This window comes from Paraburkholderia phymatum, assembly GCF_040965635.1.
GTDB lineage: Bacteria > Pseudomonadota > Gammaproteobacteria > Burkholderiales > Burkholderiaceae > Paraburkholderia > Paraburkholderia phymatum_B.
Window position 1 is genome coordinate 264,396 of sequence record NZ_JBFRCH010000006.1, and the last position, 23,037, is coordinate 287,432.

General features: G+C 62.9%; 20 protein-coding genes, 3 tRNA genes and 1 pseudogene. 11 read left to right on the plus strand and 13 right to left on the minus strand.

What is annotated here, in order from left to right:
• Positions 1 to 227: 227 nt before the first annotated feature.
• Both AB4Y32_RS14835 and AB4Y32_RS14840 read left to right on the plus strand, forming a co-directional pair.
• Positions 228 to 1,244, plus strand: a complete 1,017-nt coding sequence (locus AB4Y32_RS14835; protein ID WP_368722037.1) for a class 1 fructose-bisphosphatase — start codon at positions 228 to 230, stop codon at positions 1,242 to 1,244.
• A gap of 82 nt (positions 1,245 to 1,326) precedes the next feature.
• Positions 1,327 to 1,402 (plus strand) — tRNA-Thr (locus AB4Y32_RS14840).
• Between the two features lie 184 nt (positions 1,403 to 1,586).
• On the opposite strand, the gene AB4Y32_RS14845 is transcribed toward AB4Y32_RS14840, so the two are convergent.
• The 3 genes from AB4Y32_RS14845 to AB4Y32_RS14855 all read right to left on the minus strand — a co-directional run bounded on the left by AB4Y32_RS14845 (position 1,587) and on the right by AB4Y32_RS14855 (position 7,223).
• Complete coding sequence (locus tag AB4Y32_RS14845) at positions 1,587 to 4,652, minus strand: autotransporter family protein (protein ID WP_368722038.1); 3,066 nt, start codon at positions 4,650 to 4,652, stop codon at positions 1,587 to 1,589.
• Between the two features lie 188 nt (positions 4,653 to 4,840).
• Positions 4,841 to 5,980, minus strand: coding sequence for an acyl-CoA dehydrogenase family protein (locus tag AB4Y32_RS14850; RefSeq protein WP_368722039.1), 1,140 nt, complete (start codon positions 5,978 to 5,980; stop codon positions 4,841 to 4,843).
• On the minus strand, positions 5,973 to 7,223 hold the full coding sequence (locus AB4Y32_RS14855; protein WP_368722040.1) for a CaiB/BaiF CoA transferase family protein: 1,251 nt from the start codon (positions 7,221 to 7,223) through the stop codon (positions 5,973 to 5,975). The genes AB4Y32_RS14850 and AB4Y32_RS14855 overlap by 8 nt, the downstream gene beginning before the upstream one ends.
• A 98-nt stretch (positions 7,224 to 7,321) precedes the next feature.
• Between AB4Y32_RS14855 and AB4Y32_RS14860 the strand changes: the two genes are divergently transcribed.
• Positions 7,322 to 8,254 (plus strand): LysR substrate-binding domain-containing protein, encoded by a 933-nt coding sequence (locus tag AB4Y32_RS14860; protein ID WP_368722041.1) that lies wholly within the window; start codon positions 7,322 to 7,324, stop codon positions 8,252 to 8,254.
• A gap of 86 nt (positions 8,255 to 8,340) precedes the next feature.
• Here AB4Y32_RS14860 and AB4Y32_RS14865 read toward each other — a convergent pair whose 3' ends face one another.
• Together AB4Y32_RS14865 and AB4Y32_RS14870 are read right to left on the minus strand one after the other, a co-directional pair.
• Positions 8,341 to 8,808 (minus strand): TlpA family protein disulfide reductase, encoded by a 468-nt coding sequence (locus AB4Y32_RS14865; protein ID WP_368722042.1) that lies wholly within the window; start codon positions 8,806 to 8,808, stop codon positions 8,341 to 8,343.
• Positions 8,805 to 10,051, minus strand: a pseudogene (locus tag AB4Y32_RS14870) (exo-alpha-sialidase). The gene AB4Y32_RS14865 and the pseudogene AB4Y32_RS14870 overlap by 4 nt, the downstream one beginning before the upstream one ends.
• Between AB4Y32_RS14870 and AB4Y32_RS14875 the strand changes: the two are divergent.
• A complete protein-coding gene (locus AB4Y32_RS14875) occupies positions 9,973 to 10,302 on the plus strand; it encodes a hypothetical protein (RefSeq protein WP_368722044.1) in 330 nt (109 codons plus the stop codon). The pseudogene AB4Y32_RS14870 and the gene AB4Y32_RS14875 overlap by 79 nt on opposite strands.
• Here the strand turns inward: AB4Y32_RS14875 and AB4Y32_RS14880 are convergent.
• A complete protein-coding gene (locus AB4Y32_RS14880; protein ID WP_368722045.1) occupies positions 10,286 to 12,652 on the minus strand; it encodes a TonB-dependent receptor in 2,367 nt (788 codons plus the stop codon). The two genes, AB4Y32_RS14875 and AB4Y32_RS14880, sit on opposite strands and share 17 nt — an antisense overlap.
• Between AB4Y32_RS14880 and AB4Y32_RS14885 the strand changes: the two genes are divergently transcribed.
• A complete protein-coding gene (locus AB4Y32_RS14885; RefSeq protein ID WP_368722139.1) occupies positions 12,582 to 12,818 on the plus strand; it encodes a hypothetical protein in 237 nt (78 codons plus the stop codon). The genes AB4Y32_RS14880 and AB4Y32_RS14885 overlap by 71 nt on opposite strands.
• Positions 12,819 to 12,825: 7 nt before the next feature.
• On the opposite strand, the gene AB4Y32_RS14890 is transcribed toward AB4Y32_RS14885, so the two are convergent.
• Positions 12,826 to 13,206, minus strand: a complete 381-nt coding sequence (locus AB4Y32_RS14890; protein ID WP_368722046.1) for a DUF2946 domain-containing protein — start codon at positions 13,204 to 13,206, stop codon at positions 12,826 to 12,828.
• A 223-nt stretch (positions 13,207 to 13,429) separates the two neighbouring features.
• Here AB4Y32_RS14890 and AB4Y32_RS14895 point away from each other — a divergent pair, with 223 nt between their 5' ends.
• The gene (locus tag AB4Y32_RS14895; RefSeq protein ID WP_368722047.1) at positions 13,430 to 13,579 is read left to right on the plus strand and encodes a hypothetical protein; all 150 of its coding nucleotides are present in this window, start codon (positions 13,430 to 13,432) and stop codon (positions 13,577 to 13,579) included.
• A 315-nt stretch (positions 13,580 to 13,894) separates the two neighbouring features.
• Positions 13,895 to 14,497 carry a chorismate mutase gene (locus tag AB4Y32_RS14900; protein ID WP_368722048.1) on the plus strand — a complete coding sequence of 201 codons (603 nt, stop codon included), beginning with the start codon at positions 13,895 to 13,897 and terminating at the stop codon, positions 14,495 to 14,497.
• On the opposite strand, the gene AB4Y32_RS14905 is transcribed toward AB4Y32_RS14900, so the two are convergent.
• A complete protein-coding gene (locus AB4Y32_RS14905; protein ID WP_368722049.1) occupies positions 14,494 to 15,678 on the minus strand; it encodes an exonuclease domain-containing protein in 1,185 nt (394 codons plus the stop codon). The two genes, AB4Y32_RS14900 and AB4Y32_RS14905, sit on opposite strands and share 4 nt — an antisense overlap.
• A gap of 337 nt (positions 15,679 to 16,015) precedes the next feature.
• Positions 16,016 to 16,219, minus strand: a complete 204-nt coding sequence (locus AB4Y32_RS14910) for a cold-shock protein (protein ID WP_368722050.1) — start codon at positions 16,217 to 16,219, stop codon at positions 16,016 to 16,018.
• 412 nt (positions 16,220 to 16,631) lie between these two features.
• Here AB4Y32_RS14910 and AB4Y32_RS14915 point away from each other — a divergent pair, with 412 nt between their 5' ends.
• Both AB4Y32_RS14915 and AB4Y32_RS14920 read left to right on the plus strand, forming a co-directional pair.
• A complete protein-coding gene (locus tag AB4Y32_RS14915) occupies positions 16,632 to 16,874 on the plus strand; it encodes a hypothetical protein (RefSeq protein ID WP_368722051.1) in 243 nt (80 codons plus the stop codon).
• A gap of 524 nt (positions 16,875 to 17,398) precedes the next feature.
• Complete coding sequence (locus AB4Y32_RS14920; RefSeq protein ID WP_368722052.1) at positions 17,399 to 18,550, plus strand: porin; 1,152 nt, start codon at positions 17,399 to 17,401, stop codon at positions 18,548 to 18,550.
• 143 nt (positions 18,551 to 18,693) lie between these two features.
• On the opposite strand, the gene greB is transcribed toward AB4Y32_RS14920, so the two are convergent.
• Entirely contained in the window at positions 18,694 to 19,269 is a 576-nt protein-coding gene (greB, locus tag AB4Y32_RS14925; protein WP_368722053.1) for a transcription elongation factor GreB, read from the minus strand.
• 121 nt (positions 19,270 to 19,390) lie between these two features.
• Between greB and AB4Y32_RS14930 the strand changes: the two genes are divergently transcribed.
• Together AB4Y32_RS14930 and AB4Y32_RS14935 are read left to right on the plus strand one after the other, a co-directional pair.
• Positions 19,391 to 19,467 (plus strand) — tRNA-Arg (locus tag AB4Y32_RS14930).
• Positions 19,468 to 19,569: 102 nt separating this feature from the next.
• A tRNA-Arg gene (locus AB4Y32_RS14935) sits at positions 19,570 to 19,646 on the plus strand.
• 92 nt (positions 19,647 to 19,738) lie between these two features.
• On the opposite strand, the gene AB4Y32_RS14940 is transcribed toward AB4Y32_RS14935, so the two are convergent.
• The 3 genes from AB4Y32_RS14940 to rpoZ form a co-directional block, all read right to left on the minus strand.
• Entirely contained in the window at positions 19,739 to 20,230 is a 492-nt protein-coding gene (locus AB4Y32_RS14940; RefSeq protein ID WP_368722054.1) for a phage protein NinX family protein, read from the minus strand.
• Between the two features lie 76 nt (positions 20,231 to 20,306).
• Positions 20,307 to 22,694, minus strand: coding sequence for a bifunctional (p)ppGpp synthetase/guanosine-3',5'-bis(diphosphate) 3'-pyrophosphohydrolase (locus tag AB4Y32_RS14945; RefSeq protein ID WP_368722055.1), 2,388 nt, complete (start codon positions 22,692 to 22,694; stop codon positions 20,307 to 20,309).
• 77 nt (positions 22,695 to 22,771) lie between these two features.
• Positions 22,772 to 22,975, minus strand: a complete 204-nt coding sequence (gene rpoZ / locus AB4Y32_RS14950; RefSeq protein WP_087737994.1) for a DNA-directed RNA polymerase subunit omega — start codon at positions 22,973 to 22,975, stop codon at positions 22,772 to 22,774.
• Between the last annotated feature and the right edge of the window lie 62 nt (positions 22,976 to 23,037).

Sequence of the window (23,037 nt, forward strand, 5' to 3'; positions counted from 1 at the left end):
TCGATTTTTCATTAGCTTGCTTCAACATTGAGCCGGTAATGAGCCGCTCACGACGCGCGCTTCGGCATGCCATTCGCGCAAAAACCGCGCCCTCGATCCGCCGCAGAACTACCCGCTTGAAAACCGGTGGCTATCCGCAATCAGATCCGGACTGTTCATAAAGTCACGGAACCCGCACATCGAAAGGTTAAAATCCAGGTATTCCCAAGCCTCTCCGGAGTACAGCAATGTCTTTGCAACGTCGTACCACTCTCACCAAGTATCTGATCGAGCAGCAGCGCGAAAACAACAACCTGCCCGCTGATCTGCGTCTGTTGATCGAAGTCGTTGCGCGCGCGTGCAAGGCCATCAGCTATCACGTCAGCAAGGGCGCGCTCGGCGAAGCGCTGGGCACGGCCGGCAGCGAGAACGTCCAGGGCGAAGTGCAGAAGAGGCTCGACATCCTGTCGAACGAGATTCTGCTCGACGCCAACGAATGGGGCGGCAACCTCGCAGGCATGGCGTCGGAAGAGATGGAGCAGTTCTTCCCGATCCCCGCGAACTATCCGAGGGGCGAATATCTGCTCGTGTTCGATCCGCTCGACGGCTCGTCGAACATCGACGTCAACGTGTCGATCGGCACGATCTTCTCGGTGCTGCGTTGCCCGGACGGTCAGCAGCCGACCGAGCAATCGTTCCTGCAGAAAGGCACGCAGCAGGTCGCGGCGGGTTATGCCGTGTATGGTCCGCAGAGCGTGCTCGTGCTGACGACGGGCAACGGCGTCAACTGCTTCACGCTCGATCGCGAGCTGGGCTCGTGGGTGCTCACGCAAAGCGACTTGCGCATCCCCGTCGAGACGCGCGAGTACGCGATCAACGCGTCGAACCAGCGCCACTGGTATGAGCCCGTGCAGCAGTACATCGGCGAACTGAACGCGGGCAAGGACGGTCCGCGCCAGGCCGACTTCAACATGCGCTGGGTCGCTTCGATGGTCGCGGACGTACATCGCATCCTGAGCCGCGGCGGCATCTTCATGTATCCGGCAGACAAGCGTGATCCGTCGAAGCCCGGCAAGCTGCGCCTGATGTACGAAGCGAACCCGATGGCGTTCATCGTCGAACAGGCGGGCGGCGCCGCGACCAACGGCGAAAAGCGCATTCTCGACATCCAGCCGAAGAGCCTGCATGAGCGCGTCGCGGTGTTCCTCGGCTCGAAGAACGAGGTGGATCGTGTGACCCGCTACCATCTGAAAAAGAAAAATTAAGAAAGCACTTGCCAACTGAGTAAACGACACCCTATAATCTTCCTTCTTCGTTGTTGACGTTCAAAACGAAAGCAACAACGGCGCCGGAATAGCTCAGACGGTAGAGCAGCGCATTCGTAATGCGAAGGTCGGGGGTTCGATTCCTCTTTCCGGCACCAGCAGATTCAAACAAAAAGCCCAGTCCTCGCGACTGGGCTTTTGTTTTCTGCGGAATCTTTCTGCCTAATCGAATCACAAGCCGAATCACAAGCCGAATCACAAGCCGAATCACAAGCCGAATCACAAGCCGAATCACAAGCCGAATCACAAGCCGAATCACAAGCCGAATCACAAGCTTCCGAATCACCAGCTCCACCTCACGCCAACGTTCCCGCCCACGACACTCCGATGTGATCCGTTCACATTCATCGTGTACGCGACCCTCGCGAATGCGCTCGCGCGCCTGCTTGCTTTTGCAACCACGCCGATATCGAATTGCAGCGCAGTCGCCGCATCGCTGACGGAAAGCGCCGTCGGACCCAGCGTCGCGTAATCGGTGCCGCCGAAGTTGCGCCACAGGTTCGCAGTCGCGAAAGGCTGGAACGCGGCGCCTCCCTGCTCGAACTGTCCCTGCACGCGCGCGCCGATCCGCCCGACGACGCTGTTCGCCGCATGAAACGACACGTTCGATACGCCGTCGCTGAGATCGTCGATGCCAAGGTGCTGCACGATCAACTGGATCTGCGGCTCGACGCTCAGGCTCGCAGACAACGGAACGGGGAAGCCGCCTTCGATCGAAGCCCCGATTTCATAGCCGTTCGTCGATGCCGAAATGCCCTCGTTCGACGACGGCGATACCGACAACGAACTGCCGACGATCACGGCATCCGTGTACCAGCCGCCCGGCCCGATATGCGTCCAGTACGCGCCCGCTCCCGTCGAGTTGATCGACAGATGCCCGGCGGCGAAATCGGGGAAGCCCAGCGCGAAACCATTGACGTCGCCCGTCGCGCGCACGAATGAAAAGAACACGCCGTAGTGATTGCGATGGCCGTTGGGCGTGCCGTCCGCGTAAAGGTCATGGCCCGCCTGCACGCCGCCCATCGTGCCGCTGAACGCGGGCTCGAGCGTGCCGCCACTCGTCGCTTCCGCATGTTCGCCCCAGGCGCGCACCCACGCCGCGGGCAGTCTGCCCGTCTCGTTCAACAGCATCTGCGCGCCTTGCCGCTCGTGAAACGTGCCCATCTGTTCGACGCCGAGTGCACGCGCAACGACGGGCACTGCCGCGTAGACGGGCGCTTCCATCCGATAGAGCGGAATCGGCGGCGAGCCGGGCGGCGGTGGCGGCGGCAAGGGCGGCGTGCCGACAGCGGGCATCGGCGCCGGCTGTGGCGGTGATGGCTGCGGCGTAGGCGTCGGCGAAGGCGCGGGTATCGGCGCAGGTGCGGCGAGACTCGACCGCAGATACCAGTTGTCCGCGGTACCCGCATCAACCCCGCCTTTGAACAGATAGTAGACGTACGCGCCCGCCATCAGCGGCGACGACAGCGTGAACGAGCTCGCTGCCGTCGTTCCGCCATTGATCGCCTGAACGAGGAGAATGCCATTCGCGTTCGTCACGCCGCCGCCTCCACCGACGTTAGTCACGCCGATCGTCGTGCTCCCCGTCGCTGCGCCTTGAGAGATGACGAGCCTGTCTGCCGGCGAACCGTCGCTGCCTAACAGGCTTTGCAGCAGCAGCCGTCCCTTCATGCCGGCATAGTTACCGTTGATCACAAGCGTATCGCTCGTGCTCGATCCGCCGTTGGTCAGGTCGATCGTACCGGCATTGTTGACGGTGACGAGTTGTCCCGCTACGACCGGCGAAATGGGCGGATCACCGAGCCCGCCTGCGAACAGCGTGCTCGTCGAATCGATGTTCAGCATGCCCGTGGCCGTGCCGCTGTCGCCGAGCGTGAGACCGCTCTTGTCGAGCGTCAGCTGGCTCGCGTTCGTGAGATTCACCGTCTCCCAGTGCCCGAATCTCGACCATCCACCGAGCCGGCTGTTCGACAGCGTCAACACGTCATTGCCCTGTCCGCCATCGAGCGAAGCGAGTTTCGCCAGGTTGCTGTCGGCGACCCCTTGCAGCGTGGCCGTATCGTTGCCCGCGCCGAGCGTCACGGCACCCGCGATCGTGCCACCCGACCAGACGAACGTATCCGCGCCGCCGCCCGTCGTGATTCCCTGGCCGACGGCGCCACCGCTGATCGTCGCGGCATTGTCGCCATCGCCGAGATCGACGGCACCCGTTGTCGATCCTGCCGTCATCGTGAATACGTCGTTGCCAGCATCGGTAGCGACGGCCCGCAAGCCGCTGAGACTGCCGGCATTGACGATCGTGATCGCGCCACTGCCGTGCGACAGGATCGCCGCGCTCGCCGTGCTGGCAATGGACCCCGTGTTCGTCACGGTCGCCGCGCCGCCGAGCGTGATGCCGTCGCTTAGCGCCGCGATCGTGCCCGCGTTGGTGAGCGTGCCGCCGCCATTCGCGATGATGCCGTTCGCCTGCCGGCTGATCACGCTGGCGCCCGCCTCGTTGTCGAACGTCACGCTGCCGACGACGAACGCGCCGAGGCCGCCCCCGCCGCTCGCCGTGATCGAACCTCTGTTGGTGATGACACCGGGCGCTGAGTCCAGCGAAACAATGCCGTGCGCGTTCGCGCCGGATACCGTGATGGTGCCGCTGTTCGTGATCGTGTTGTTGCCCGGCGAACCTACCGCGCCGCCGTTCGCGAAGATGCCGTGCGCGTTGGGGCCGCTCGTCGCGAGCGTGCCGTTGTTGGTCAGCGTGTCGCCGTGCGTGAGCGCGGCCATGCCGTATGAGCCGTCGCCAGTCGTCGATACCTGTCCGTTGTTGGTCAACGTTCCGCCACCCGGGCTCAGAAAGTCGTGCATGCCGACGGCGTTGCTGCCGCCCGTATGAATGACGCCCGTTGTTTCGTTCAGCATCGTCACGGCGGCTGCGCTGTTGAACATGCCTTCCGATAGCGGGCTAATCGTCGAGATCATGCCGCGATTGACGAGCACGTTGCGCCCTGCACCCATGCCCTGCGCGGAGATGCCATCGAAGTCGTTGGCCAGCACGTTCAGCGTGCCGAGATTCGTGACCGTGCTCGCATCGCGCACGAGGACGGCATTGCCCGTGCTGACGTCGAGTTCGACGCCGGCCTGCACGCTCACGGTTACGTTGACACTGCCGGGCAAAGCCACGACCGGCGTCGTCGAAGGGTTCGGCGACGCGGAGCTACACGTCGCGGTTTCGCCCGATGCCGGTGCCGTGTTATCGCATGCGGCAAACGCGGCGTCATAGCGCAGCGCGCAGACGAAGCTGAGCGCCGAGGAAACCGCGCGCCACAACAGAAGAAGCGGCAAGCGCGTGCGGCACATTGATGATTGACGAGTTAGAAATTATCCCGCGCTCCAGCGGATGATTAGAGCAACGCATGGCCATCGGATCGCTGCTTCGCGGCGCGCACATTTCCAATCAGCATAGACAATTATTCGCGCAACACAAGGCAACACAGGGCGCGCCCAGTTCTATTGCACTAAGGCAATAAATAAGTGCTTCGAAGCATTCACGCCAAGACCGAACGTGCAATCACTGTTCGCTGTATCTCCGACGAGCCCTCGTAGATGCGCAGAATGCGCGCATCGCGCACGAGCCGCTCCAACGGCATCTCGCGCGTGAAGCCATAGCCGCCATGCAATTGCAAAGCGGCATCGGTGACGAATGCAGCCATCTCCGACGCGTAGAGCTTCGCCATCGACGCTTGCTGCGTGAACGGCTCACCTGCGATGCGCATGGCTGCCGCCTGCAACGTCAGCAGCCATGCGGCTTCGAGACGCGTCTTCATATCGGCGATCGTCCACTGCAGGCCTTGCTTGCGCGACAAAGGCTCGCCGCCGACGTGCCGCGTCTTCAGCCATTCGACGGCAAGCGCTAGCGCCGCCTCTGCAATGCCGATGCTCGTTGCAGCGACATCGAGCCGGCTGTTGTCGAGCACTGTCATCGCAGTGCGAAAGCCGCTGCCCTCTGCGCCCAGTCGATTCGCAGCGGGCACATGGCAATCGAGCGCCACTTCATGTGCCGGCGCGCCGCGTATGCCCATCAGTTTTTCGGCGGGCGCAACATCGACACCCGGCGTTTCCCGATCGACCACGAATGCGCTGATGCCACGCGTGCCCGCATCGGCATCCGTCTTCGCATACACGACGATAAAGCCGGCAGCGTCCGCATTCGAGATGAAGTGCTTGACGCCCGTGATCCGATAGCCGTCGCCCTCGCGTGTCGCGCGCGTGGACATGTCGGCGGGATTCGAGCCGGCGCGCGGCTCCGTCAACGCGAATGCACCGAGCTTGCGGCCCGAAGCCGCGTCGGGCAGATAACGCTCTCGCAACGCATCGTCGCCGCCGATCAGGATCGAATCCGTCGCGAGATAGTGCGCGCCGATCATCGACGACGTCGATGCGCATGCCTTCGCGATCTCCACGAGCGAGAGCACCATCGCGACCGCAGACGCACCCACGCCGCCCCAACGCTCGGGCAGATTCATACCCATCACGCCGAGTTCGGCGAGTTGCGCGACATGGCGCGTGGTCGAAAGCTCGTCGCGATCGACCTGCGCCGCACGCGGCGCAAGTTCGCTTTGCGCGAAACGCGAGATCGCGTCGGCGATCTCCAGATCGCTGTCCTCGATACCCAGACGCTTATACATGGTTACGCTCCTCGTTGCGAAATGCGCTCTCCTCTTTCGATGCACCTGCGCCAAACGCGCCGCGCTCGCGCAACGATGCGATGTCTTCCACGTCGTAGCCGAGTTGCTGCAACAGTGCTTCGGCATGCTCGCCTAGCGCCGGTGCAGGCGACACGCGATTGACCTCGTACGCGGAAAACTTCACCGGCTGCGAAGGCACGCGCGCCGCGCGTTTGCCTTCGCGCTGCACTTGCGTCAGCAGCGCGCGATAGGCCGCGTGATCGCTTTCCAACGCTTCCCGGACATTGCGGATGGGCGCGACGGGAATGCCTGCGTCACTGAGCGTGCGATTGACTTCGTCGACGGTGCGCGACGCCGACCATGCCTCGATCGTCGCGCGCAGATCGGCTTCGTGAATGCAACGCGACGCATCGCTGGCGAAGCGCGGATCGCTCGCGAGATGCGGGGCGTCGATGGCGTGCGCGAACGCGCCGAACAAGCGATTGTTCAGCACCGCGACGACATAGAAGCCGTCCACCGCGCGATACGCGCCGAACGGCGCCGACGACGGATGACGGTTGCCGACGCGGCGCGGCGCGATTCCCGTTGCGGCATAACGCGCGACGAGGGTCGCGCTCAGTCCGAGCGTCGCATCGAACATCGACACGTCGACATGCGTGCCCTTGCCGTTGCGCTCGCGCGCGAGCAGTGCCGCGAGCACGCCCCACGACGCAAAGAGACCGCTGACGACGTCCGATACCGATTCGCCGATCATCGTCGGCGGTCCGCCCGGCGAGCCGGTTGCGTCCATGAGTCCGCACATCGCTTGCAGGATGATGTCGTATGCAGGGCGATGCGATTCGGGTCCCGTTTGACCGAAGCCCGACACGCTTGCATACACGAGCGACGGATTGATCTCGCTCAACGGGGCATAACCGATGCCAAGCTTGTCCGCAACACCCGGCCTGAAGTTCTCGACGACGACATCGGCGTCCGCGCACAACGCGCGCGCAAGTTCACGCCCGGCATCGGTCTTCAGGTCGAGCACGATGCTTCGCTTGTTGCGGTTCATCGCGGCGAACAAACCGCTCTCGCCTTCTTCGGTGAAGGGGCCGACTGCGCGATAGTCGTCGCCCGCGGGCGGCTCGATCTTGATCACGTCCGCGCCCAGATCGCCGAGCAGCGCAGTGCAATATGGGCCCGCGAGCACGCGTGAGAAATCGATCACGCGCAGCCCTTCGAGCGGCAGATTCGAACGGAACATCGACGGCTCCTTTCACGAGGGTTCGATGCGCCGATTCTCAATCTGCACAGGCTATCAAGTAAAATATCGAATTGAATTAGCACCTATAGGATTTTCCGATGCGTGTCTCGTTGCGGCTCCTGCGCTATTTCACGGCGACAGCGGAAACAGGCAGCACGACAGCCGCGGCGAAGCAGCTGAACGTATCGCAGCCATCCATTTCCGTCGCGATACGCGAGCTCGAATCGCTGTTCGACGACACGCTCTTCACACGCGAATCCGGCGCAAAGATGACGCTGACGCGCTTCGGCGTACGCAAGCTCGCGGAAGCGCGTCAACTGCTGAGCGCCGCCGCATCGTTCGAAGCCGACGACAGCGGCGACGCGGCATCAGGGGAAGTGCAAATCGGCGTCTTCAGCACGATTGCGCCCGTCTATCTGCCCGCGTTGCTGCGCATTGCTCGTGCGCGCTTTCCGGACCTGTCGATACGCTTCGTCGAAGGCGATCTCGTGCAGCTCGAAGAAGGATTGCGTAGCAGCCACATCGAACTTGCGCTGATGTACGACGTCGGCCTGCCCGCCGATATCGAACGCGAGTGTCTCGCGGAACTGGAGCCCTACGCGCTCGTGCCCACCGCATCGAAGCTCGCGAAGAAGGTAGGCAAGCTGTCGCTGCACGAGCTCGCGAAAGAGCCGCTGATCCTGATCGATCTGCCACACAGCCGCGAATTTCTGATGGCGCCGTTCTGGCAATGCGGGCTCGCGCCTGAGGTGCGCTATCGGGCGACGTCGCTCGAACTCGTGCGCAGCATGGTTGCGCATGGTCTCGGCGTGTCGCTGCTGATCACGCAGAGCGAAACGGCTTCGTCATCGACGGGCGCAATCGAGCGGCCCATTCGCGAAGAGACCATACGCCAGCCACTCGTGATCGCACGGCCCGCGCGCGCCAAGCGCACGAAGGCATCGGAACTCGTTGCGCAGTGCATGCGCGCAGCTGTGAACGAGGCGATGTCCAAACGCGCGGGACATACGCGCCGCCGCTCGCGCGCCTGAAGCATGAAGCTTGAAGCTTGAAACTTGAACCACGAACTTGAAGCACGAAGCCTGAAGCGAAGCGCGAAAACCTGGCTCGCTGCGCGTTACCGATGCCAGGCGTCGAGCACGGCAGGCTGCAATAGTCCGCTCGTCGCCTGCCGTGCGCCGTTTGCGTCGATCAGCAGCGTGCGTGGCATCTCGCCGTGCCAGTTGGGGTCGAGCGCGCGACGCAGCTTGTCGGGGATCGCCTCGGCATTCGCGTAGAGCGCGGTCTGTGGCGGCAACGGCAGCGACGCGAGCACTTGCGATAACGCAGCGGCGTTATCGTCGATGGTGTCCATCGCGATCATCGTCAGCCGCACGTCGCGATGCTTGTTCTGCCATTCGACGATCCGCGCCGCGTTCTCGCGGCAGTAGCTGCAATCGAGCGACCAGATTTCGACGATCTGCGGCTTGCCTTGCGGCGCAGCGAAAAGCGCGTTCACGTCCGATGCGCGCAGAGGTTCGAGACCGCCGGCGTGCGCGCTGACAGCGATCAAGGCGCCGGCGAGTGCCATCCCGATTCGTTTCATTGATTGCCCTCCCCGGCCGGAACGAGCATGTAGCCGTCGTTCTGCGTGCGCCACGACAGATAGACGCGCCCCGCGTCTTCCAGCAACTGCGGATTGTCGCTGCCGCCCGCCGTCTGCGCGAGCATGCGCGGCGCGCTCCAGTGCGCGCCTTCGTCGTCGGAACGGCGCAGCATCAGACGCATCGTGTCGCCGTCGAAGTCCTTCCACGCGAGCCACAGCGTCTTGCCTTGCGCGATCAGCGCCGCGTGCGACGCCTGCTCGTCGGGCTTGCCCGTGTCGCCGAACGCCCACGGCTCGCCGATCGGCTTGCCGTTCGCGTCGAGGCGCGAGTAGTAGACGTCGGCGCGTCCGTTGACGACGCTGAACCATGCCATGTGCCGCACGCCGTCCGGCGTGACCGCGAGCGCGGGGCCGTGCTCGGGGCACGCTTGCACGTGCCAGCCGGAGAAGGTCGCGCGAATCGGCACGACGGCCTCGCGCGGGTCGGCGGGCAGCACGGCGAGCGCGTGATCGCGGATCTGGCCGTCGAATACGTTGCGCCACATCGCCTGCACGCGGCCTTCGTTGTCGAGCGCCAGTGCGATCCGGCAGCACTCGCACGTGTGGTCGGCGACCTTGCGCTCGGGCTGGAACGACTGCCCGCCGTCCGTCGATACCGCGTAGTAGACGGCCGCGCCGTCATACGCGTTGCCCGCTTTCTTCGCCGCCGTCAGATCGCGCTTGTCGATCCACGCGACGAAGATGCGCCCCTGTCCGTCGACGATCATCGAATCGAAGCGATGCGTGATCGGCTGGCGGTCGCCGTGGACAGTGACGGGCACGCTCCACATCGCGCCGCCGTCGATCGAGCGCGAGAAGCGCACCATGCCCGTGTACGGGGCGTCGAGCGGCATCGACCACGTGACGTAGATCGTCTTCGCGTCCGGGCTCGCGGCGATCTCCGGACGGTTCTCGGCGCTCGTGTAGATCGGCTCGGGCATCGCGTTGACCGCGACGGGCGGCGACAGCGTGCGGTCCGCTTTGTCGGCGTGGTCCGAATGCGCGACGACGATATGCTGCCCTTCGACCCATGCCACCCACAGCCGATGCTTCGCATCGAATGCGGCGCCCGTCGCGAGCGGCGCTTTGGCTGCGTTCGCGGCTTTCGCGCCGGCGCACGATCCCATGCCGCTCGTGCCGCTCGTGCTGCTCGTGCCGCTCGTGCCGCTCGTGCTGCTCGTGCCGCTCGTGCCGCTCGTGCCACTCGTGCCGCTCGTGCCGCTGGTGCCGCTCGTGCCGCTCGTGCCGCTCGTGCCGCTCGTGCTGCTCGTGCTGCTCGTGCTGCTCGTGCCGCTCGTGCCGCTCGTGCCGCTCGTGCCCGCCATGTCCATCTGCATCGCGTGCCCCGCGTGCGGATCGTTCGAAGTGTCATGCGCGATCGACGGCTGCGCGATCACTGTCAGCGACAAGCCGGCGACCAGCGCCGCCGCCCATTTTCTTAAAGCGACCATTTGAGTTCTCCGTAGAGCGTGCGGCCCGGATACGGGTGAAAGACGTAGTAGCGGCGGTCCGTCAGGTTGTCGATGCCGACCGACGCGAGCCAGTGCTTGCCCATCTGGTAACGCGCCTTCAGATCGACGACCAGAAACGAGCTCGTGCCGCCGTAGACATCGGGATTGATGTCGCTGTTGTCGAGCGTGTTGTACTGGCGGCCGGAATAACGTATTCCGACGCTGCCCTGCCATTGCGGGTTGAAGCGGTAGTTGGCGAGCAGATTCGCGCGCATCACGGGAATGCGCGGGAAGCGCTTGCCGACATACGACGGGTTCGCTGAATCGGCCAGAATGCGCGCGTTGGTCGCCGAGACGTTTGCGTCGAGATCGAGCCCGTGTAGCAGCACGTTCTGCCCCGAGAACGCCAGTTCGACGCCGCGCACGCGCACGCGGTCGACGTTCGAGATGTTCGTGACCGTCGATGCGCCGTTGACCGTCGTCTGGCTGTAGATCGAGTCGCGCAGGTCGCTCTGGAATACGCTCGCCCGCACGACGCCCACGCCAACGTCGCGCTCGGCCGTAACGTCCCAGTCGATTGCCTTCTCAGGGCGCAGGCCCGGATTGTTGTTGACGATCGCATTGTTCGAGATCGTCCCCTGGAACAGCTCGCCGACGGTAGGAAAGCGCGTGCCCGTCGCAAACGACAGGCGGAACAGCCAGTCTTGCGTGGCCTGCCATTGCGCCGACGCTTTCGGCGACAGCGCGTTCGCGCTGCCGTCCGCGTAGCCGAACGTCGACGTGCCGTTGCCAAGCGCGCCGTTGTATGCGTCCCAGCGCTCGTAGCGCACGCCGAGCGTCGCGAGCCAGCCCGGCGCGAAACGCCACGCGTCCTGTCCGTAGAGCGCCTGGTTGCGCGTGTCGCCGCGAAACGTGCCGGCGAGCGTCGACGGAGAACCGTTCAGCCAGTCGGACGTGTTGAAGGTCTCGTTGCGAAGGAAGTAGTCGTCGAAGTGATAGCCGACCGTCAGCGCGTGGCCCGCGTACGACGGAGACTCCGCTTTCAGATCGAGCGTGCGCCAACCGGTGCCGTCGCCGAAGAAGATCGTGCCGGGGCCGCCGCCATAGGCAGCGGGCGGCGCCGTCGTCGACGAGCGCAGCACGTCGCGCGACACGTCGTACGCCGATACGATGCCCGACAGCTTCCAGCCCGAATCGAGCCGCGCGTTCAGGCCGAATGCGTAGAGCCAGTTCTCCTGATCGCCGTTGGCGGGCGAAAACGCGGTCGGAGCGATCGTGTAGTTCTTCCCGCCTAGCGTCACGTTGCCCGCATAGACGGGGTTGCCCGCGGCATCCGTCAGGAAGGTCTGCGCGCGGTCCTTGTAGTGATTCTCCCAGTGGCCGAGCGTGAGCGTCGCGTCGAGGTGATCGGTCAGCGCGTAGCCCATGCGCACGGATTCGCCGATCTGCTCGGTGCGCTCCATCGTCTGCGGGCCGACGATCACGCGCGGCTGGCCGTTCGGGCCGGTATCCGTTGCCGCGCCCGTCACCGCGACGGGTGCGCCGAGCTTCGCGTTGTACGCGCTGTTCGGGCTTGCGTACTGCAACGGCTGGCTGTTGTTCTCGAGACGATCGAGCGTCAGCGAATACCAGAAGCGGCCGATGCGATCTGCGATATGCGCCGACTCATGATTGCCGCCGAAGCTTTTCGTGAAGCCATAGCGGTCGTCGTAATGCTGCGTGAAAAGCTCCGTGTCCAGCGACGCTTCGAGCTTCTCGGGCTTGCGCGTCGTAATCTGCACCGTCGAGCCGATCGAGTTGCCCGGATAGAGCGCCGAGAACGGCCCGTACAGCACGTCGACCTGGGCGATGTCGTCGGGAGCGATCAGCGACCAGCGCGGCGGATAGGCATAGCTCGACCCGAGCAGATTCGACAGCAGCAAGCCGTCGGCATAGACGAGGCCGCGCGCGCTCTGCAGCTCGTTGAAGTCCCGGCCCGCGAACACCGAGTTGCGGTCGCCCGTGAAGCGCTTGCGCACCATCACGTTCGGCGCGTACTTCAGCGCGTCTTCCGTATTGACGACGTTGCGCGCATCGATCTGCTCGCGCGTGACGGTTTCGACGACGCCAGGCGTATCCGGCGCAAACGCGGGCGCGGGTCGCGCGGACGTGACCCTGATGGCTTGCAGCGTGCCGGCGGGTTCCGTCAACGAATCCGCGGAATCGCTCGTTACAGAAGAGTGGGAAACCGAAGTATCCGGGTTGGCACGATCGGTCGTACTTTGACCGGCCCATGCAGGTTGAATGGCGAACACTGCCGCGCATGCCACAGAACGTGGCGTGCGTGCGGACAGCGCAGCGGAAACGATGCGCATGAAAAGTCCTGAAAACGTGATCGAAGACGCCCTGCCGGTGCGCATGTCCAAGCCGCTCGCCGCATGGCTGACGCGGCAAGCGGGAACCCGGGAGGAAAGGCACGCGCGGCGGCTCGCCGCCAGCTACGTCTTGACGACGTCAGACGCAGGCGAACGAGCGGGCTGAAAGGGCTTTAGATCGACGTGACGGGAGGGGCGCGGGGTTGTGCGACGCGTACGCTGCGGCGCACAAAGACGACTTCCGGCTCGACAGTGCGCGCGTAAGCAAACGCACGGACGGGAGGCGGAACGAACGGGACACTCGCGCCAAGCGCGAAGTTGGCGGCGAAGCCCGGACAGTAGACACAGTGGGGAACGACAAGATGCGACTTCGGCGTGCTGTCGTGCGAATCGCCGAGGTCGATGACAAGGTTCTTCGCGCCGGCCGCATGACAGAGTTCGACGGAGAGCGGACCTTGCGAGCCGGGAGCACGCGCATAGCCGATGACGGGCGACAGTACGTTGAGTACCAGCGCCAGCCATACGAGACCGATCCAGCGTGTCGGGCGTGCCATCGCTACCTGAAAAGAGTGAGCGCGCAGTATAGCAACGGCCGCGAGAGAGTGTTTAGACGTGCTGCAATAAGACAATCGTTAAATTTTAAACAAGGCGCTTCAATGCCTGGGACCCCTGTGCCGTTAAAGCAACAGGGGCGCGCCAAAACATCGGCTGTGTGCGGCAGCGCTGGTCCGGCACGCATGCCAAGGAAGATAATGTTTTCGTAAAGGAGAGAACATCATGGATACCAAACCGCCGAAGATTCCGACCCCCGACAAGGTCTCGAGCCCGGATCCGGAACCGGCAGGCGTCGAGTTTCTCGGCTCGGAACTGCCCGAGCATGTTCGCGCGTTCTTCGACGAACAACGCAAGTCGTGCGAACCGAAGTAAGGGTTGACGTATGCACCGCAGCATCGGGGCTCGCGCATCGGATCGATGCGCGCAATGTCGCTGCGCGTCGGTGCGCTCCGCATATCGAGGCGCGGGTGCTGTGCGCCTTTGCGTTTTTGCCTTTCTTCTTCTGAGCGGCGGCTGACGACGCGTCAACGTGCCGCACGCGCGCTCGTCGGTATCCGCTGACTTGTCTCCTCGTCTTTCTCGGCTGCGGCTCTGGCCGTCGCGATGTACATGCGCCACGCATGTCGCGCGCTTCGTCTATTCTTCCGTGTTTTCCTTCGTGTGCAGCCTTTGGCTGTCTAAAGCTCAATGATCCGTTCGCTTCACCTCGGCGCGCTTGGCGCGATCGTGCTCTCCTTCGCCTTCGCCTTCGCCTTCGCGCCGACGTCCGCGCACGCCGATGGCGACGACACTGCGCTCACCAATCTGATCGCGCTCGTCTCGCAGCGTCTGTCGTTGGCCGAGCCAGTCGCGCGCTACAAGTGGGCGCATCATCAGCCGATCACCGATACGCCGCGCGAGCAGGCGCTGCTCACCGACGTCGAGAAGCGCGCGACCAAGGCGGGTGTCGATCCCGCGTTCGCGCGCGCGTTCTTCCAGGACCAGATCGACGCGAGCAAGGAAGTGCAGAACGCGCTGTTCGATTCCTGGCGCGCAGCCCGTCCGCCCGAAGGCGCGGCGCCGGATCTCTCAACCAGCCTGAGGCCGCAACTGGACAAGCTGACGCAATCGCTGATCGCCGCGCTAGCGCGCGTGCAGACACTGCGGGCGCAGGACGACTGCCCGACACGCGTCGCACGCGGCATCGACAACTGGAAATCGCTCACCCGCTACGACAACACGCGCAATGTCGCGCTCACGCGAGCGCTCGGGCATGTGTGCGAAGCGGGCGGCGTCGGGGCGACGGGCTAGGCCGCATCGACGGTTGCCGTCGCGGGAGCGGCCACGGCAGCGGCGCCGGCCTCACCCGGTGCGCGGAACAGCGGCAGCACGCGCAGCCCGCGCGCGAGGTGCGTCTGGAGGATGCGCCATGTGGACAGCTCGAACGCGCCGCGCGCGCCCGCGGCAAGCAGCGCAGAGGCTTCGGCCAGCGACGGCGCGTGCCCGAGATAGCGCCACCCGTCGACGACATGAAAGATGCGCGCGCCTTCCGACGCATCGCGCTCCTCGAACGCAATCGCGCCTTCGTAAGGCCAGGGAGCATCGACAGGATCGGCGCGGCTCACGCGTGGCAAACGGTTGAGCGGCGGACGCAGCATCGCGATCCACTGCGCTTCCGCGAGCAGCGCGCCGATCTCGCCGCCCGTCGCGCGCCATTCGACGCGCCGAACCTGCTGCGCAAGCCTGATCTCTTTCGACGAACGGCGCTCGCCCGTCAGATGCGAGCGCAGACGCTGCCGCACGCGCACGCTTCGACCGACGTACAGCGGCGCGTCGCCCTCGCCATAGAACGCATACACTCCGCAGCCGGCCGGCGCGGTATCGAGCAGATCCTCGGTGATGTCGCCCGCCAACTGGTAGCGACGCATCGTCTTGTCGATCTGCGCGCGCAGCACGTCGACAGGGACCAGACCGTGCAGGCGCTGCCAGAACTGCCAGAGCAGATCGGCGTCGGCGAGCGCACGGTGTCGGTCCGACGGCACGAGCGCATGGCGCTCGACAAGCGCATCGAGTCCGTGGCGCTTTTCCGCCGGGAACAGCGCGCGCGACAGGCGCACGGTGCACAGCACATCCGGATTGAACGCGTAGCCCGCGCGCTGGAACTCATTGCGCAGGAATCCGCGATCGAAACTGGCGTTGTGCGCGATGAAAAGCTTGCCTTCGAGCCGCGCGAACAGATCCGCGGCAATCGATTCGAACGTCGGCGCACCGCGCACCATGTCGTCGGTGATGCCCGTCAACTGCTGAATGAAAGGGGGAATCGGCTGGCCGGGGTCGACGAGGGTGGTCCAACTGGACGCGCCGCTCGGCCCCACTTCGACGATGCCGATTTCCGTGACCCGATGAGTGCCCACGGAGCCGCCCGTAGTTTCGAGGTCGACGAAGGCGATCGGCACATCGAGGGCTCGATCAGGCAGAAACGGTACGGACATGAGAAGAACTTGTGCAATGCAGGACTTGGTAGAAGTATGCCCTATCGACAGCACCACTTGCGTACGCGATTTTCACGCCTGGGGAATTTGCGTCTGGCCCGTTTCCCGCGCGCGCCAGATTATGTTCATTCCGGTTACCTGTCATAAATAAATCATCAATCAGGGATTACTCCTGGTTTCCGGAATTAACCTCATCGGTTTGCACGCGGGAGAACCGTTTTCGAACCCTCTATCCGGCCGGCATGGATTCGAATGCCGCATTAACGTTCATCGCGCGAGAAATGAAAAACCCTCGCAAATGCGAGGGTTTTACAAGAGAACGAACGCTCGACGAAGATCAGATCGGCTGGATGTTGGCAGCTTGCTTGCCCTTCGGGCCGGCCTTGACGTCGAACGACACGCGCTGGTTCTCCTTCAGCGACTTGAACCCTTCTGCACGGATCTCCGAGAAGTGCGCGAAGAGATCTTCGCCGCCCGCGTCGGACGTGATAAAGCCATAGCCTTTAGCATCGTTAAACCATTTGACGACACCCGTTTCCATATTCCACTTTCCTCGATATTTGACTAAACAGGCAATGCCATTTAATGCCGATTACGATTCACGAATTTCAAAAAACAGAAATATGTGCGTAAAGCACGGATTAGCGCTCCGCTATCGAAAATCCAGCATCGCATTTATACGGGGAACCGGATCGAGGCGTCAAGCGGTTTCAAATTCATGTTCGGATGTTCGTCAAGCCGGTCATTAAACCGAACGCAAGCGCGGGAATTTCTTAAAGTATGCGGAATAAAATCGGTCTGTATTGCCGGTTTCCATCTGCTATAACACAGACACGCGCGCAAATTTTTCCGCCATGTAACAAATCGTGTCTTTCGTAAGTGTTTCCACGGGTTGTTAAGGTAACACCTGAGACGCAAGATTTCAGCCAGCAGTTCGCAATTGGAGAAATGCCATGTTGTTCGATACCCTCCTCCGCGTCGCCGCCCAACTGTTCCACTCCCCGAAAGATTCGCCGCGCGCCGACAGCTCCGCGCAGCGCACATCCGCGCTGGAGTTCGATCCGATGTGGCACGGCGATCACTGGCAGAACCTGCTGTCATCCCCAATGGATGCACGTCACTATGTGATCGAAGATTGGAGCCTGACGCCGGGACTCGAATTTGCTCCTGTCGTTCCGGATGGAAAGCATCAATAAACCGATGCAGTACGCGCAGGCAAAAAAAAGCGCGACTTGAAGAAAGTCGCGCCGACAAAGGTTTGGAGATCTTTTTCGTCAACGAAAAAGTCTGCTTCGAAAAGCAGAACTTTTAGTATAGCGCCGGCTACGGATTTGAATAGATGCGCATCTCGCAAACTACTATTTCAAAGCTGACAACAATCTGAATTCCGCCATTTTCGCGTTGTTTTCGCACATCATTTCGTGTCGTAATTGAACAACGCGTAAAGGTTGACACCCTCTCCTGGCACGACTCAATCAGCCTGAAAGCCTTTCTGAATAAGGCTTTCAGGCTTTCGCTCGATAATTTCCTATCGCGTAATACTTTATTGCGAAATTCGGAACGGCCATCTGGCAAGCCACGTCTCTACACTTTGCCTACCCGGAAACGAACGCACGTCGGTCACCGTGCGTTGTTCACGCGATTTGCCTCTCGCAGCGCTCGCGTGAAGTTTCCTTCAAGCCTGGGTACGAAAACCCATCCTGTTCTCGGAGTTACAAAGATGAAAAAGACTCTCATGGTCGCTGCCCTGACGGGCGTATTTGCAACGGCTGCGCATGCGCAAAGCAGCGTCACGCTGTACGGCTTGATCGACGCCGGCATCACCTACACGAACAACCAGCACGGCCACAGCAACTGGCAAGAAACGACGGGTTCGGTGAACGGCAGCCGTTTCGGCCTGCGCGGCGCTGAAGACCTCGGCGGTGGCCTGAAGGCAATCTTCACGTTGGAAAACGGCTTCGGCATCAATGACGGCACGCTGAAGCAGAACAGCCGTCTGTTCGGCCGCCAGGCGTTCGTCGGTCTCGCAAGCGACCAGTTCGGCGCTGTGACCCTCGGCCGTCAATACGACAGCATGGTCGACTACGTCGGTCCGCTGTCGCTGACGGGCACGCAATACGGTGGCACGCAGTTCGCTCACCCGTTCGATAACGACAACCTGAACAACTCGTTCCGTATCAACAACTCGGTCAAGTACACGAGCGCGAACTACGCTGGCTTCAAGTTCGGCGCGTTGTACGGCTTCTCGAACCAGGCTGACGGCTTCGCGAACAACCGCGCATACAGCGCGGGCGCATCGTACAGCTTCGCCGGCTTCAACTTCGCAGCTGCTTACCTGCAACTGAACAGCAACGGCTCGCTGGCAAGCAACACGGCAGCGTTCAACTCGGGCGGCGCAGTGACGGGCGACAACACGTTCTTCGCGCAGCGTCAACAAACGTGGGGCGCAGGCCTGAACTACACGTTTGGCCCGGCAACGGCTGGCCTCGTGTACTCGCAGACGAACCTGTCGGGCCTGTCGGGCATCGGCGCGGGCGCATCGGGTCAAACGGGCGGCGTCGGCGGCTTCGGCGGCAGCAGCGCTCATTTCCAGAACTTCGAAGCGAACGCACGTTACGCTCTGACGCCGGCAATCAGCATCGCTGGCTCGTACACGTACACCCGTGCAAGCCTGGCTGGCACGCGTCCGCATTGGAACCAGTTCAACCTGCAAACGGCATATGCACTGTCGAAGCGCACCGACGTGTACCTGCAGGGCGAATACCAGCAAGTCAACGAAAACGCGATCGTCAATGCAGACATCAACGGTCTGGCTGCTTCGGGCAACAACAAGCAAGTCGCTGTGACGGCTGGCCTGCGTCACCGCTTCTAAGCATCAGCAGTGCTCGCAGCATGAAAAAGGCGCCGCTTGCGGCGCCTTTTTTTCGTCCCCGATTATCGCGCGGGCCCTCGTTTTTTCGGCCCTCGCTGCGCTTCATCGGCGAAGTTACAGCCCTCAAAGGCCTTTGAAGCCGCCTACGCGTCCCCCTCTTCCTCGCGCGTCGGATAGACCACGTCCAGCACGTCGATCGTTTGCGGACCCGCAGGCGTATGCAGCGTCACCTGGTCGCCGATCTTCGCCTTCAGCAATGCGCGCGCGACCGGCGAAATCCAGCTGACGTGCCCCTCGTCCAGATTCACCTCGTCGATGCCGACGATCTTCACCGTGTGCGTCTCGCCGTCTTCCGTCGCGTATTCGACGGCCGCGCCGAAGAACACCTGATCCGTGTTTTCCTGCTGGCTGCTGTGCACGACCTCGGCCAGATCGATGCGCTTGGTCAGAAAGCGGATACGACGGTCGATTTCGCGCAGCCGCCGCTTGCCATAGATGTAGTCGCCGTTCTCGGAACGGTCGCCGTTCGACGCCGCCCACGACACCAGCTTGACCACTTCGGGCCGCTCGTCGTCGATCAGATGCAGCAGTTCATCGCGCAAGCGCCGGTAGCCGGCAGGCGTGATGTAGTTCTTCGCGCCCGCGGGCACGTCGGGTTGAGCGGCTGCGAGGTCGTCGTCGTTCTCGTCAGTCGGTTCTTTGACAAAGGCTTTGTTCATAATGATTCGGCGTTCTAGCGGACATCCATGTACCAAGGGTACATGATACGGCTGCTGTCACAAATTTCAGGGGTCAGCCCTTCCCTTTTTCCGAGACATTGCTATAATCTCATTTCTGCGTGCGGCTGTAGCTCAGTTGGATAGAGTACTTGGCTACGAACCAAGGGGTCGTGGGTTCGAATCCTGCCAGCCGCGCCACCTCTTTCGAGGGCCTTCCTCCGGGAAGGCCCTTTCGTTTCACCGGGTTGTACGCGATGCACTACGCGTAGTGCGCGTCACCCAGCAGTTCAAGTTTAGCGTGCGGCTGTAGCTCAGTTGGATAGAGTACTTGGCTACGAACCAAGGGGTCGTGGGTTCGAATCCTGCCAGCCGCGCCACCCATGAAGGGCCTTCCATCCGGAAGGCCCTTTGTCTTTCCGGGGCCGTTTTTACCTTCTTTACCCAATCGTGCTGCGCGTGAGGCCTCGTGTCAACGCGGCGTCGACTTGATATCGCCGATTTCGCCATCCGGCTTCGGCAATTCGTTCTCGATGCCCAACGGCGACGCCTGCTCGCCGATCGGCGTCGCGCGCGCCCCAAAGAGCGCCTGAGGCTGGCGCAGCACGTCGTCGACGGTATCGCCGAAGCGGCTGATCACGAAGGCCCTCAGCAGCGCGTTACGCAGCGATTCGCCATGCGCCGACACCGTCCCGTGCCCGCCCTCGAATTCGGCGGCGCAATGCGCCGCGCCATCACGCGTGCGCTCGCGCATTTCGAGCCGCTGCGCGCGTTCGAGCACGATGGCCGCCGCTTCCCATGATGTCGACGGCGTGAAGCGCCCATCCCATGCGCGGCCGCGGTCGTTGCCGCGAATCGAGACGACGCGGCCGCTATCGGTGAAGTGGATTTCGCGGACGAAGTCGTGCAGGCTGCGTGCGACCCAGTAGTCGAGCGCGAGGCCGGAGAGATCAGCTACGTTCATCGCGTTGTTCCCGTGAAAACAGGCAAAGGCTTGCGCGCGGTAGTGCAAACGGCGCGAAAGCCGCTCAACTTCGATTTCAGTAATCGGCGCGCTCGCGTTCGATCCGCATGCCGCCGTCGTGATGACGATGCCCTTCTTCGCTCGGACGTTCGCGCGCGACGCGCATCACGTCAGGATTGGTCCGCACGCGGCGCATCACGTTCGCGAGATGCACGCGGTCGCTGACCTGAATGACGAAGCGCAGCACCGTCGATTCTTGCGACTGGTCTTCGTCCATCGCAATGTGGACGATGTTCGCGTCGGCGGACGTAATATCCGCGGCGACGCGCGCGAACACTCCCTTGGTGTTCTTGACCAGCACCTTGACCGCGACGTCGAACAGCCGCCCCGGCTGCGGCGCCCACGCGACGTCGATCCAGCGGCCCGGGTCGCGCCTGTGAATGCGCTGAGCGACGCGGCAATCCGTCGTGTGGATCGCCATGCCGAGGCCGATGCCGATATAGCCCATGATGTCGTCGCCGGGAATGGGCCGGCAGCAGGCGGAAAGCTGCACCGACATCCCTTCCGTGCCCGTGATGACGACGGGTGGCGCAGTCGGCGCCGCGCCCTGCTCGGCACGCGGGCTCTCGTCGTCGGCTTCGTGGCCTTCGCGGCCGCTCATCAGCACTTCGATGCGCTTGGCCATCACCGCGGCGACGCGCCGGCCGAGGCCGATGTCCGCGAAGATTTCCTGACGGTTCTTGTTACCCGTCCACAGCACGAGCTTGTCCCAGACTTCCGGCGTGACGTCGGTGAGCGACAGTCCGTAGCCCTTGAGCGACTGATCGACGAGGCGTTCGCCCAACTGCACCGACTCGTTCAGGCGCATCGTCTTCAGATAGTGGCGGATCGCGGTACGCGCCTTGCCCGTGCGCACGAAGCCCAGCCAGGCGGGATTCGGCTTCGAATACGGCGCGGTGATCACTTCGACGATATCGCCGCTCTTCAGCTCGGTGCGCAGCGGCAGCAGTTCGTTGTTGATCTTCACCGCGACGCACTGGTTGCCCAGATCGCTGTGGATCGAATACGCGAAGTCGAGGGCCGTGGCGCCGCGCGGCAGCGCCATGATCTTCGACTTCGGCGTGAACACGTAGACGGCATCTGGAAACAGATCGATCTTCACGTGTTCGAGGAATTCGCTCGAATCGCCGACTTCGCTCTGAATGTCGAGCAGCGACTTGAGCCACTGATGCGCGCGCTTTTGCACGTCGTTCAGATCTGCGCCGCCGTTCTTGTACAGCCAGTGCGCGGCGACGCCCGCCTCCGCGATCTCGTGCATCTTGCGTGTGCGCACCTGGAACTCGATCGGCGCGCCGAACGGCCCCACCAGTGTCGTATGCAGCGACTGGTAGCCGTTGACCTTCGGAATCGCGATGTAGTCCTTGAACTTGCCCGGCACCGGCTTGTAGAGCGCATGCAACGCGCCGAGGCACGTATAGCATTCGAGCGCGTTCTCGACGACCACGCGAAAGCCGTACACGTCGAGCACCTGCGAGAACGACAGCTGCTTGTCGCGCATCTTCTTGTAGATGCTGAAGATGGTTTTCTCGCGGCCCGTCACTTCGGCGTCGAGCTTCGCATCCGAAATCGCGCGCTGCACGGATTCGAGAATCTTGCCGACCACTTCCCGGCGATTGCCGCGCGCCGCCTTCACGGCCTTTTCGAGCGTCGCGTAACGATGCGGATTGAAGTTCGCGAAGCTCAGGTCCTGCAACTCGCGATACGTGTTGTTGAGGCCGAGCCGGTGTGCGATCGGCGCATAGATGTCGAGCGTCTCGCGTGCGACGCGGCGGCGTTTTTCCGGCGGCACGGCGCCGAGCGTGCGCATGTTGTGAAGCCGGTCCGCGAGCTTCACGAGAATCACGCGCACGTCGCGCGCCATCGCGAGCAGCATCTTGCGGAAGTTCTCCGCCTGCGCTTCCTCGCGATTGCGGAACTCCATTTTGTCCAGCTTCGACAACCCGTCGACCAGTTCCGCGACCTTCGCGCCGAAGCGCTCCGCGAGCTCGGTCTTGGTCACGCCCTGGTCTTCCATCACGTCGTGCAGGAGCGCGGCCATGATCGACTGCGCGTCGAGCTTCCAGGCCGCGCAGATCTCCGCGACAGCCACTGGGTGCGTGATGTAGGGTTCGCCGCTTTGACGGTATTGCCCGAGGTGGGCTTCGTCGCTGAAGTGGAAAGCCGCTTTGACTTCCTTGATCTCTTCCGGGCTCAGATAGCCGGATAGCGCGGACGTCAGCTTGGCAATGGAGACGACGTCATGCCGGCGCGGCTGCTCTGGCGTGGCGGTCGGTCCGAACAGATGGCGAAACGATTGTTCGAGGACCGCGTCGATGTACTTGCGTGCAGACGATGGCGATTCGCTATCGTGTTCGTGGGCAGCGTGTTCCACTTCCGTTGCGGATGGCGAGGGGTTGGTGCTCATGGTCGCCTCCGTTTTGCGATTGTGCCGTCTGCACGCGTTGGGTTGAGTTACATGACGATCGAAAGTTGAAGCGCGCCTTAGACGGGCACCTTCTTCAGCATTTCGACGCCGACCTGGCCAGCCGCAATCTCACGCAGCGCGAGGACCGTGGGCTTGTCGCGGCTTTCGATTTTCGGCGTGTGGCCTTGAGCGAGCTGACGTGCGCGATAGGTCGCGGCAAGCGCCAGTTCAAAACGATTCGGGATCTGTTTCAGACAGTCTTCGACGGTAATGCGGGCCATGTTGAAAATTCCTTCTCTGTATGTCGGTTATTCTACCTTATGTCCTCGAGAGCTCGCCCGTA

What these genes read in the sequence shown, in the direction of transcription:
- AB4Y32_RS14835 (WP_368722037.1), top strand. Translation starts at nt 228, where the DNA reads ATGTCTTTGCAACGTCGTACCACTCTCACCAAGTATCTGATCGAGCAG.
- AB4Y32_RS14845 (WP_368722038.1), bottom strand. Translation starts at nt 4,652, where the DNA reads ATGTGCCGCACGCGCTTGCCGCTTCTTCTGTTGTGGCGCGCGGTTTCC.
- AB4Y32_RS14850 (WP_368722039.1), bottom strand. Translation starts at nt 5,980, where the DNA reads ATGTATAAGCGTCTGGGTATCGAGGACAGCGATCTGGAGATCGCCGAC.
- AB4Y32_RS14855 (WP_368722040.1), bottom strand. Translation starts at nt 7,223, where the DNA reads ATGTTCCGTTCGAATCTGCCGCTCGAAGGGCTGCGCGTGATCGATTTC.
- AB4Y32_RS14860 (WP_368722041.1), top strand. Translation starts at nt 7,322, where the DNA reads ATGCGTGTCTCGTTGCGGCTCCTGCGCTATTTCACGGCGACAGCGGAA.
- AB4Y32_RS14865 (WP_368722042.1), bottom strand. Translation starts at nt 8,808, where the DNA reads ATGAAACGAATCGGGATGGCACTCGCCGGCGCCTTGATCGCTGTCAGC.
- AB4Y32_RS14875 (WP_368722044.1), top strand. Translation starts at nt 9,973, where the DNA reads ATGCCGCTCGTGCCGCTCGTGCTGCTCGTGCCGCTCGTGCCGCTCGTG.
- AB4Y32_RS14885 (WP_368722139.1), top strand. Translation starts at nt 12,582, where the DNA reads ATGGCGAACACTGCCGCGCATGCCACAGAACGTGGCGTGCGTGCGGAC.
- AB4Y32_RS14880 (WP_368722045.1), bottom strand. Translation starts at nt 12,652, where the DNA reads ATGCGCATCGTTTCCGCTGCGCTGTCCGCACGCACGCCACGTTCTGTG.
- AB4Y32_RS14890 (WP_368722046.1), bottom strand. Translation starts at nt 13,206, where the DNA reads ATGGCACGCCCGACACGCTGGATCGGTCTCGTATGGCTGGCGCTGGTA.
- AB4Y32_RS14895 (WP_368722047.1), top strand. Translation starts at nt 13,430, where the DNA reads ATGGATACCAAACCGCCGAAGATTCCGACCCCCGACAAGGTCTCGAGC.
- AB4Y32_RS14900 (WP_368722048.1), top strand. Translation starts at nt 13,895, where the DNA reads ATGATCCGTTCGCTTCACCTCGGCGCGCTTGGCGCGATCGTGCTCTCC.
- AB4Y32_RS14905 (WP_368722049.1), bottom strand. Translation starts at nt 15,678, where the DNA reads ATGTCCGTACCGTTTCTGCCTGATCGAGCCCTCGATGTGCCGATCGCC.
- AB4Y32_RS14910 (WP_368722050.1), bottom strand. Translation starts at nt 16,219, where the DNA reads ATGGAAACGGGTGTCGTCAAATGGTTTAACGATGCTAAAGGCTATGGC.
- AB4Y32_RS14915 (WP_368722051.1), top strand. Translation starts at nt 16,632, where the DNA reads ATGTTGTTCGATACCCTCCTCCGCGTCGCCGCCCAACTGTTCCACTCC.
- AB4Y32_RS14920 (WP_368722052.1), top strand. Translation starts at nt 17,399, where the DNA reads ATGAAAAAGACTCTCATGGTCGCTGCCCTGACGGGCGTATTTGCAACG.
- greB (WP_368722053.1), bottom strand. Translation starts at nt 19,269, where the DNA reads ATGAACAAAGCCTTTGTCAAAGAACCGACTGACGAGAACGACGACGAC.
- AB4Y32_RS14940 (WP_368722054.1), bottom strand. Translation starts at nt 20,230, where the DNA reads ATGAACGTAGCTGATCTCTCCGGCCTCGCGCTCGACTACTGGGTCGCA.
- AB4Y32_RS14945 (WP_368722055.1), bottom strand. Translation starts at nt 22,694, where the DNA reads ATGAGCACCAACCCCTCGCCATCCGCAACGGAAGTGGAACACGCTGCC.
- rpoZ (WP_087737994.1), bottom strand. Translation starts at nt 22,975, where the DNA reads ATGGCCCGCATTACCGTCGAAGACTGTCTGAAACAGATCCCGAATCGT.